Origin of the sequence: Streptosporangium sp. NPDC006013 (assembly GCF_040614275.1) — a bacterium.
In the GTDB taxonomy this organism is placed as follows: Bacteria; Actinomycetota; Actinomycetes; order Streptosporangiales; family Streptosporangiaceae; genus Streptosporangium.
On the sequence record NZ_JBEXUE010000363.1, the window covers coordinates 1 to 10,445 of the forward strand.

At 71.5% G+C, this 10,445-nt stretch carries 7 protein-coding genes; 3 read left to right on the plus strand and 4 right to left on the minus strand.

Annotated features, from left to right (window positions below):
• Positions 1–116 precede the first annotated feature (116 nt).
• Entirely contained in the window at positions 117–1,100 is a 984-nt protein-coding gene (locus tag ABZ260_RS37500) for an ATP-binding cassette domain-containing protein (protein WP_355627017.1), read from the minus strand.
• A gap of 231 nt (positions 1,101–1,331) precedes the next feature.
• Here ABZ260_RS37500 and ABZ260_RS37505 point away from each other — a divergent pair, with 231 nt between their 5' ends.
• Positions 1,332–1,922 carry a PH domain-containing protein gene (locus ABZ260_RS37505; protein WP_355627019.1) on the plus strand — a complete coding sequence of 197 codons (591 nt, stop codon included), beginning with the start codon at positions 1,332–1,334 and terminating at the stop codon, positions 1,920–1,922.
• A gap of 227 nt (positions 1,923–2,149) precedes the next feature.
• Positions 2,150–3,781: a PH domain-containing protein gene (locus ABZ260_RS37510; RefSeq protein ID WP_355627021.1), complete on the plus strand. Its 1,632-nt coding sequence runs from the start codon at positions 2,150–2,152 to the stop codon at positions 3,779–3,781.
• A 55-nt stretch (positions 3,782–3,836) separates the two neighbouring features.
• On the opposite strand, the gene sepH is transcribed toward ABZ260_RS37510, so the two are convergent.
• The 3 genes from sepH to ABZ260_RS37525 form a co-directional block, all read right to left on the minus strand.
• The gene (gene sepH, locus ABZ260_RS37515; protein WP_355627023.1) at positions 3,837–5,666 is read right to left on the minus strand and encodes a septation protein SepH; all 1,830 of its coding nucleotides are present in this window, start codon (positions 5,664–5,666) and stop codon (positions 3,837–3,839) included.
• Positions 5,667–6,235: 569 nt separating this feature from the next.
• On the minus strand, positions 6,236–7,549 hold the full coding sequence (locus ABZ260_RS37520; protein ID WP_355627025.1) for a D-arabinono-1,4-lactone oxidase: 1,314 nt from the start codon (positions 7,547–7,549) through the stop codon (positions 6,236–6,238).
• 117 nt (positions 7,550–7,666) lie between these two features.
• Positions 7,667–8,857, minus strand: a complete 1,191-nt coding sequence (locus tag ABZ260_RS37525) for an MFS transporter (protein WP_355627027.1) — start codon at positions 8,855–8,857, stop codon at positions 7,667–7,669.
• Positions 8,858–9,019: 162 nt separating this feature from the next.
• Here ABZ260_RS37525 and ABZ260_RS37530 point away from each other — a divergent pair, with 162 nt between their 5' ends.
• Complete coding sequence (locus ABZ260_RS37530) at positions 9,020–10,336, plus strand: lytic murein transglycosylase (protein WP_355627029.1); 1,317 nt, start codon at positions 9,020–9,022, stop codon at positions 10,334–10,336.
• Positions 10,337–10,445: the final 109 nt, after the last annotated feature.

Genomic DNA, 10,445 nt, shown 5'->3' on the forward strand with positions numbered 1-10,445 from the left:
TCGGTCTGCCGGCGTGTGTTCAACGTAGTCATCTGGTTGCACCTCCACATCGTGATGGCTGGGGCTGGTCAACGTGGAGCCGGCGGTGCGCGGTGTGGCACCTCAAGCTCCAGCCTTCAGGCCGGGGTCGTTGACGCGAACGCCTCTTCCTTGTCGGGGGTCTCCTCGTCCTCGGGCAGGTGGCCGGTGATGGCCAGGAACACCTCGTCCAGGCTGGACTTGCGCAGCGCGAGCTCCGAGGCGATGACACCCTGCTCGTCCAGACGGCGCACGATCACGGGGACGGCGGCGGGGTCGTGGACGGAGGCGGTGGCCCTGCCCCCGCTGAGGTCGGGCGTCTCGCCCAGCACGTCGGCCAGCACCTTGCCGACCAGATCGAGGTGCTCGGCCTGCGAGGGACGCACCTCCAGGACCTGGGCACCGGTGGTCGCCTTGAGCTGGTCGGAGGTGCCGGAGGCGATGACCCTGCCGTGGTCGAAGACGACGATGTCGTCGGCGAGCTGGTCCGCCTCCTCCAGATACTGGGTGGTGAGCAGCACGGTGACACCGTCGGCCATCAGGCCGCGCACCACACTCCACAGGTCTGTGCGGCTGCGCGGGTCGAGCCCGGTGGTGGGCTCGTCGAGGAAGAGCACCTGGGGGCGGCCGACCAGGCTGGCGGCCAGGTCCAGACGGCGGCGCATGCCGCCGGAGTAGGTCTTGGCGGCCCGCCCGCCGGCGTCGGACAGGTCGAAGCGCTCCAGCAGCTCGCCCGCGCGCGCCCGGGAATCGGCACGCGTCATGCCCAGCAGGCGGCCGATCATCACCAGGTTCTCGACGCCGGTGAGCATCTCGTCGACGGCGGCGTACTGGCCGGTCAGGCCGATCAGTGAACGCACCTGGTGGGCCTGGCGCGTCACGTCGTAGCCGCCGACGACGGCGGTGCCGGCGTCGGGGCGGAGCAACGTCGCCAGGATGCGCACCGCGGTGGTCTTGCCCGCCCCGTTGGGGCCCAGCACACCGAGCAGCCTCCCCTGGGGAACGAGGAGATCCACCCCGTCCAGTGCCCGGGTCTCCCCGTAGCGTTTCACCAGACCCTCGGCCTGGATCGCATAGCTCATCGGTCGTACCTCTCCGTAGTCTCCGGATCTCCAGCATGTACTGCGCCACCGACACTTTTTCGATCCACGGCCCGGCCGGAGGGAAACGGGCGATGACGGATCTAGGAAGGGGAGCCGTCTCGTCGGAGCGCCTGCCCTCGGACCTGCCACGATGCCCGCCGGGCTGCGGCGGAACTTTTTGCGTCACGCCGCCGGAGCGCCCCGCGGGACGTGACCGTTTAGGCTGACAGCGTGAGTGACCGAGCCGATGAGCCCAGCCCCGCCTCGCAGGAGGCCACGGCGGCCGGTCGGCCGGGTGAGCGTCGCAGGGCCGTCTCCCTGCGCGCCCCCGCCAATCCGGTTTCGCGCAAGGCAGTCACCTTGTGGCTGATGGAGGGGGTTCTCTGGTCCATTGTGCTGGTGGGTGGCTCTTTCTTCCTGGCGAGGTGGATCGACGAGGGTCGCTGGTCGTGGTTGCCCGGATGGGCGCTGGACAACGTCTGGTGGCTGCCGTGGCTGATGGTGCTGCTACTGGTGCCCGGCACGCTCGTCGAGCCGTTCTGGCGGTACGCCGTGCACAGGTGGGAGCTCAGCGAGGACGTGGTCTACGCCCGTTCCGGGTGGCTCAGCAGGGAATGGGTGTTCGTGCCGGTCAGCAGGATCCAGACCGTCGACAAGGCGCAGGGCTGGTTCGAGCGCATGCTGGGCCTGGCGACCGTCGAGATCCGCACCGCCTCCCACGCGGGCTCGTCCACGATCAAGGGCCTTGACTACGAGGTCGCCGCCGAACTGGCCGAGGGACTCGCCCGCCGCGCGGAAGAGCTCAGGGACGACGCGACGTGACCGGATCCCCCAGCGACCGTTCACCGGCGGAGCCGCCGGAGGGCACCGAATCCTCGGTGCCCGGTCTCGGGTCAGTCCCGAATCCCGATCCTGCTCGTTCGGTCGACGGGACGGGGGAGGGCGTCGAATCCTCGGTGCCTGCTCTCGGGTCTCCCGGATCCGTCCGGCATCCTGATCCCGCTCTCCCGGCCGACCGGACGGGGCCGTCGCTGCGGCTCAGCCCGAAGGTGTTGCTGACCGATCCGATCCGGATGCTGCCCTCGCTCTTCCTGCCGCTGGCCGGTGTCCTGTTCCTCGGCGGGTTCTCGCCGGGATCGTTCGTGTGGGCGGCGCTGGGCGTCGTCGGCTCCGTCGCGTTCTCGGCCGTGCGCTGGGTCACCTTCACCTACCGGGTCGCCGGTGACCGGCTGGAACTCACCCGGTCGCTGATCAGCAGGTCGGTGCGGACGATCCCGCTGGAGCGGATCCGCGGCGTCGACGTCAGTGCCCCGCCGCTGCACCGCCTGCTCGGCATCGCCGTCCTGCGGATCGACACCGGCGCCGGCGGCGACGACAAGCAGGAGGGCGAGCTCGACGGGGTCACCGTGGAGGAGGGGGAGCGGCTCAAGGCGGTGCTGCTCTGGCACGCACGCGCCCGCATGGCGAGACGCGCCCAGGCGCGCGAGACGGCCTCGGCGTCCGGCTCCGGTGGGCTCACGGCCGCGAGCGTGACGGAGCCGGCGACCCCCGCCGTCGTCCGTCACGAGGTGGGTGACGCGACCCCCGAGCGGGTGTTCTTCGTGCTGCCGCGAAAGTGGCTCGTCTACGGCCCGCTCTCCGGTTCCTATCTGCTGACCCCGTTCGCGCTGGTCGCCGGCGCCGTGGGCCTGGCGTTCCAGTGGGGCGGCGAGTTCAAAATCGACAGGCGGGTCGTGATGGGCGCGGGGGAGTGGCTCTGGGAGCATCCGCCCCTGCTCGCCGCGGCCCTGGTGCTGCTGCTCCTGGCCATGCCGGTGGTCGGTGTGATCATGTACGCGGTGTTCAACTGGGATTTCACCCTCCGTGCCGGCGAGGGATACCTGATCGCCGGGCGCGGTCTGGTCACGCGCAGGAGCGTGTCCCTGGAGCGGCGCAGGGTGCGAGGCTTCGAGTTCGTGGAAGGGCCGGCCGAGCGCTGGGCGGGGTTCGGCCGCGCGTGGGCGATCGTGACCGGTCTCGGCGACTCGGAGACCCGGGGCCAGTTGCTTCCCGTCGCCCCGAGGGAGACCGTGCTCGGCGTGGTGGGCGAGGCGATCGGCCCGATCACCACCGGGCTGCGGTCCCACCCGCCGGCGGCGCGCAGGCGCCGGCTGTTTCGGGCGATCTTCCCGTGGCTGGTCGTCGCCGCCTGCGCGACGGCGGCGGCCCTGCTCTGGTCCGGGCTCTGGTGGGCGCTCGCGGTGCCCGCCCTGATCCTCGCGCTGCTGGGCATCCCGCTCGGCCTGGACCGCTACCGGTCCCTCGGCCACACCTACGACGGGAGCCGCCTGTCGGTCCGCTCGGGGTCGCTACGCCGCTCACAGGCGGTGGTGGAGAAGCGGGCGGTCGTCGGCTGGACTCTGAGCCAGACCTGGTTCCAGCGCCGCGCCGGTCTGCTGACCGTGACCGCGGGCGTGGGTGCGGGTACCGGTGGCTATGCCGCCCTCGACGTCGGTGAGGCCGAGGGGCCGGCCTTCGCCGCCGAGGTCACCCCGGCCTGGCTGGTCCCGTTCCTCGTTTCCGAGGGCCTGGGCCGCGGAGATCCGCTTCCCGCAGCGTCCTCGCCCCTCGGATCGGCGGCACCCGGTGAACCGCCCACGCGGGACAGGTCGTCCTCGTCCGGGGAGCCGGGGAACGGCTGACACACGGTGAGGCGGGGGGCCGGTGTTCCGGTCACCCCCGCCTGACGCGGTGCGGTCAGTCCTGGCGGCGGGCGCCGAACATGATCTCGTCCCAGGTGGGCACGGACGCCCGCCGCCCCCGGGACTTCTTGGCAGGTCGCGCCGGAGCCGGTGCCGGCTTCGGCGGCTCCGCGGGCTTCTCCGCCGCGGGCTTGTCGACCTTGGTCTCCTGCATTGCCCCCGTGTCCCCCTGTGTCTCTTGCCTGCCCGGCTCGGCCTTGGCCCGCTCGTCCACGCTGACGCGCGCCGCCGGTACAGCTATCGAACCCTCCTGGGCCGGTTCGGTCTCCGATGCGGGGGTCTCCTTCGCCACGGTGGCGTTCTCCGCCTTCGTGGAGACCTGCTGTCCCGCCGCCTTCTCGCCCGCCGTGGACCGCTGCTCGGCGGGCTCGGGCGGGACGGCGACAGGCTCCGGCGGGGTCGCGGCGGTGGGCGAGAGGGGGACCGGAACCTCGGCGACCTGGGGAGCCTCCGTGACCTCTGGAGCCTTCGCGGCCTCCGGAGCCTTCGCGACCACGGGCTCGGCCGTGGCCTCAGGTACGGTGACCGCCGGCTCGGGGGGAGCGGCCGGCACGTGCGCCAGAGCCTGCTCGGACAGGTCGGGTCCGGTGACCGATTCCCGCGCCGTGGTGGGCACCGGCTCCGGCGCGCCGACCGAGAGCGGCCCGACCGGAGCCGGCTCGGCCATCGTCACAGCAGCCGTCACAGCAGCCGTCACAGCCGTCGTCACAGCCGCCGTCACAGGGGGCTGGACAGCGGCAACGGGCTGTGGCGCGGCGGGTGCCGCAGGCTCCGGCTCCGGGGCGGGCGGCGGCTTGTACGCGGCGGGCTCCGGCGCGGCGGGCTCGTACACCGCCGGTGAGACCGGCTCGTACGCGGTGACCGGGTCCGGCAGCACCGGCTTCGGCAGCACCGGCTCCGGAGGCCTGACCCGCGCGGCGGGATCGGAGCCCTCGGCCGCGTGAACGGTGGGCTCCGACGCTCGGTCGGACTGGTATCCGGCCGGGTCGGGAGCGCGCAGCGGCGGCACGGACACCCGCGGGGCCTCGTATCCGGGGGGGAGTGGAGGCATGGGCGGCTGCTGGTAGGCGGCCGGAGGTTCGGTCTGGGCATAGGCGGGCCGGGGCTGTGCCACGGACTCGTGCCGCAGGACCGAGGGGAAGGCGACCGGCTGCTGGTTCGGCGGTTCGGGAGCCAGCGGCGGCACCGGAGCGAGCTTGGCCACCCGCGGCACGAACGGCGTGACCGTGGTGTCCTCGACCGGCTTGACGTCCTCTCCGCTGGACAGGCGCAGGGCCTCGTCGTCGTGGGGCGTGATGTGGCGCCGGCGCGGGTCGAAGAGCCACTCGGCGTTGCGTGTGTGACCGTTCCACACGAACCCGAGCTTGATGCGCCACATGTTGTCGTCCCGCTTGGCGGAGTCCCACTCGATCTCGTCGGCGGGGACGCCGCGGCGGGTCAGCCGCTCGGCGACCAGATCGCCGAGGGTGGGACCGGGAGCGGAGTCGCCGGGCAGGCGTACGGCGCAGCGCTGCGCCTGCTGTGCCATGTACTCACGTTCCTGGAGCACGGGGCCCTCGAACCATCGCACGCGCTCGACCGGGATGCCCGCCGTATTGGCGATCTCCTCCGCGGTCTCGCCGGCACGGATCCGGGCCTGGATCTCCTTGGGGCGCAACGGACTCTCCACTTCGATCTCGTACTGGCCGAGACGGGAGAAGTTGCCGCGGACGGCAGCACGGAGCCGGTCGTCGACGGGCAGCGTGAACCGGGTACCCCGGCCGGCTGTCGCCAGCACGAGATAGGTCCCGTCCTCACTCACCGCGACGAGTCGGAGCTCCTGCATGCGAGTCCCTTCGTCGTCGTGCTCAATCTTCCCCCGGACCCTTGAGTCTCTCGCGTGTGCCGGTTGCCTGCCAGCACCGTACCCGGCATGTCCGAACATCGCCTTCCTGGATGGGGCTCGCAGCGATGTGACGCCGGTCACATTTGCTCCATTCATCTAATTACAGGGCACCGGTCTGGAGCAGCAACTTCGGGGTCCTCAAGGGATTCTCATGGATAACCCCGTGAACCGCTGCGGACTTCCACCAAGAACCGGGAGATGGCGGTGAGGCCGGTCCGCCGGTCCGGGGAGGATATGTCGCGATCGCGGCGTTGTTCGGGGGCCGGTCGTCGCGGTCCGTGACGACGGATCGCGGCGGCGGCTGGCATGGACGGCGGGAGAAGGTCATCTCCAGCGGACTCCCTCGGGGTCGAGCGGCGCGGGCGTCTGCGAATCTGCCCGTCGCACGTGCCGGGGGAACGACGGGACACGCGGACGCGTCACTCTTCGAGCGAGCCTTTGCGTCACCCTTTACCGAAAGCTTGTGAGAAGCGGCCGAATCGGGGGAACGGGACCGCCCCGGCGGCCCCTCAGCCCAGGACGGTGTCGAGATACTCGTTGACGAACGCGCGTCCGGGGTCGAGGGCGTCCCGTACCATCAGGAAGTCGGCGAACCGGGGATAGACCGTCGTCAGGTAGGCCGCGTCGCGGGTGTGCAGCTTGCCCCAGTGCGGGCGGCCGCCGAGCCTCGTCATGATCTCCTCAACGCCCTCGAAGTAGGCGGGGTTCGGGGTCGGCCGGTAGACGTGGCAGGCGATGTAGGCCGAGTCCCTGCCGTAGGCGGTGGACAGCCAGGCGTCCGAGGCGGGGGTGACTCGCACCTCGATCGGGAAACTGATCTTCCAGTCCCTGACCTCCAGCAGGTCGCGGACCTCGCGCAGGGCCTGACCGAGGTGCTCGCGCGCGATGGCGTACTCCATCTCCAGGAAGCGCACCTGGCGCACGCTCGTGAAGATCCGATGCGAGGCGTCGGTGTGGGTCGAGGCCGACAGCGTCGCGGCCGAGAGCGCGTTGAGCCGGGGGATGGCGCCCGGGTAGCGGCCACCGATGCCGCACACCACGCCGAACAGGGTGTTCTCCATGAAGTGGTTGTCGAGCCAGTACCTCAGCGCGCTCGGCGGCCGGGCCGGGCCGGGGCTGCGGTTGTTGCGCTTGGTCAGGCAGGTGTCCGTGTGCGGCATCCAGAAGAAGTCGAGGTGCTCGTTGCCGGTGACGAGGGAGTCGAGGGAGTCCAGGATCGAGGACAGCGCCATCGGCTCCCGGACGCTGCGCAGCAGGAAGGAGGGCTCCACCCGGAAGGTCACCGCGGTCACCACGCCGAGTGCGCCCAGGCCCACCCTGGCCGCGTCGAACAGGTCCTGCTCGGCCACCCCGCGGATCTTCCCCTCGCCGTCGCCGCGGACTGTGACGATCTCGCCGTCGGCGAGCACCATCTCCAGGGCCAGCACCTGGTCGGCCAGTCCGCCGATGTCCCTGCCGGTGCCGTGGGTGCCGGTCTGGATGGCCCCGGCCAGGGTCTGGGCGTCGATGTCGCCCATGTTGGCCAGGGCCAGACCCCTTTGGTGCAGCTCCCCGTTGAGCACGCCGATCGTCGTCCCCGCCTCGGCCGTCACCCAGCCGTCTCCCACCTCGCGGATCCCGGTCAGCGCGTCCGGCCGCAGCAGGATGCCGTCGGTCAGGGCGACCGAGGTGAACGAGTGCCCGGTGCCGGTCATCCGCACCCGGCGTCCCGAGGCGACGGCGTCGCGCACCGCCCGCGAGACCTCCTCGGCGCAGGACGGCGTACGGACCTCCGTGGGGGTGGCGGATTGGTTCCCTGCCCAGTTGCGGAAGGTCTCGCCCATGTTCACTCCTGCCCTGCGGGCGTCACCCGGCCCTGTCGTGGGCGTCGACGCCCCTGGGACGCGGGTTACCGCCGGTTCGTCACTCGCTCCGCCAGCGAATATGAACAATACTCATGATTACTGCTGGGCGACAGGGGTTCGCAGCCAGGCGGAGCCGCCGACGCCGATCGCCACGGCCAGCAGGGCGCAGACGAAGGAGAATCCGTAGGCGTTGGAGGCGCCGAACGCGTCGGTGAGCCTGCCGCCCGCCCACGCGCCGATCGCCACGCCGAACCCGACCGAGGTCGAGATCCAGGCCATGCCCTCGGTGAGCAGATGGGCGGGGACCAGCTGCTCGGTCAGGCTGTAGCCGGTGATGACGGTCGGGGAGATGGCCAGCCCGGCCAGGAAGAGCGCGCCCGCCATGACCCTGACGTCGTCGATGAGCGTGATCGGGGTCAGGCCCACGGCGAACACCGCCAGCGAGCCGATGAACCTGCCGCGCAGCGAGACGGTCCACTGCCGCGCGCCGTACCAGAGCCCGGAGACCAGGCTCCCGCCGGCGAACGAGGCGAGCAGCAGTCCGGCGGCGGGTTTGACGCCCTGTTCCTCGGCGAACGCCACCGTGACCAGGTCGACCGAGCCGAACACCGCCCCCATCGCCAGGAAGGCGCATGACATCAGGGCGACGCCGGGGATGGTGATCGGGGTGCCCGAGCGCTCCTCCCTGGGGCGGACTGGTGGCTCCGTGCCACGCTGCAGCCCGAAGGCGATGGTGCCCACGATCGTGCAGGTCAGAGCCACGATCAGGCCCGCGTACGGGTTGATCATGGTGGCCAGGGCGGTGACCAGCGCCGGGCCCGCGACGAAGATGACCTCGTCGGCGACCGACTCGAAGGAGAACGCCGTGTGCAGCCTCGCCGTCCCGCCCAGCAGGTGCGACCAGCGGGCGCGCACGAGCGAGCCGAGCGAGAGCGCGGTCGCGCCGACCGCGACCCCGGTGGCGAAGAGCGTCCACCGGGGGGCGCCGAACTCGGCGCAGAGCATCAGGCCGGTCAGCGTGGCGCCGTGCGCCAGGGTGAGCGGGATGACTATCCTGGCCTGGCCGAACCTGTCCACCAGGCGTCCCGACAGGGGAGCCGCGACGGCGAAGGAGACGCTGACGGTGGCCGCGACCGCTCCCGCCGTCGCGTAGGAGTCGGTGAGCGCCTCGATGAGCAGCACGACGCCGATGCCGAGCATCGACATGGGCATCCGCCCGAAGAATCCCGCGATGACGAAACCCTTGACGCCGGGAGTGCTGAAGAGCCCTCGGTACGGCCCGACCACTGACACTCCCTGATGCTCTATGTGGGTGGAACATGCCGACGATTCCGCACCGGATCGCTTCTCGGCAAGTGATTTTCCAGGCAACGGCTCCTGGCGGGGTCCGTTGAGGCTAACGTGAGCGCGGTGTCACGTCTTCCCGGGTTGAGGGCATTCGTCCCAGTGATGGTTGCTCTGGCCGTACTTGCCGCTCTCGGTGGCGTCGCGCTCGCGATGATCACCGGCGGCCGTTCCGCGGCCCTGGACGGGAACACCGTCATGGAGTCCCGCATCCGGGACCTGGCGGCGATCGCGCCGGTGGTCAGCCAGCCGCCGACCCCGCCGACCACGGCAGACCCGGAGAACCCCGAAAGCCCGGATCCGGCAGGCCCGGACCGCGAGAGCCCCGGCCCGGGCAATCCCGCGGGTGCGGAGACCGCCCCGGAGACCCCGGCCTCGCAGCCGTCCGCGGCCCCCGGCCCCCAAGGGGCGGACGGCCCAGGGCTCACCTCCACCCCGCCCCGGCTGCTGGTCATATCCCCGTCGACGCTGACCGAGCAGACCAAGGAGGACATCTCCCGGCTCAAGCACGTCCAGAAGATCGACTCCTTCGACGGCGGGGCGGTCAAGGTGTCCGGGGTCGGACTCAACCTCCTCGCGGTCGATCCCGCCCGTTTCCGGGCGTGGGTCCCCAGGGCCGTCGCCGACCAGCAGGGGGTGTGGAGCGCCCTGGCCAGGGGCGAGTTCGTCGCGGACAGCTCGGCGGCGCGCCGCCTGGGACTGGTCCTCGGTGCGGAGTACCAGGTGGACGACGGTCCCCGGCTACGGGCCGCGGCCTCGGCCACCTTCGGCCTGCCGGGCGTGGACGGCATCGTGGGGGAGGAGACCGGCCGCAGGCTGGGCCTGCCGCCGGGGGTGGCGCTGCTCGTGCACGGGCCCGAGAAGGCCACCGCCGTTCTCAAGGCCCGGGTGGGCAGGCTGCTCGGCTCAGGCTCCCAGGTGGTCGCCGTCGGTGGATCCGGCGCGGACAAGGCCACCACGGACAAGACCACCGTGGACAAGGCGGCCCCGGCGAAGACCGGCACCGGCAAGCCCGCGAAGGCGGCCCGGGTGACGGTCGGCAGACCCGGCAGTTACCTGGAGCTCTATCGCGCCTCGGCCGCGGTCTGCCCGGGGCTCTCCTGGACGGTGCTGGCCGCGATCGGCCAGGTGGAGAGCTCCCACGGGCGCAACAACGGCCCCTCCTCCGCGGGCGCGCAGGGACCGATGCAGTTCATGCCCGCCACCTGGAAGGCCTACGGCGTGGACGGCGACGGCGACGGCGTCGCCGACATCTGGAGCCCCTACGACGCGGTCCCCTCGGCGGCCAACTACCTGTGCGCCAACGGAGCGGCCCAGGGCGGCAAGAAGCTGGAGAAGGCCATCTGGTTCTACAACCACTCCTGGTCGTACGTTTCCAAGGTCCTGGCCATCTCCCGCGGCTATGCCGCCGCCTACCCCTGAGGCACCCGGCGCCCTACCCGCGGCGGCGCGGCGGTGAAGGTGACGTCGTGCAGGACGGCGTTGTCGGCGAACGTCTTGGACAGGTGGGAGACCTTGACCTCAGGCATCG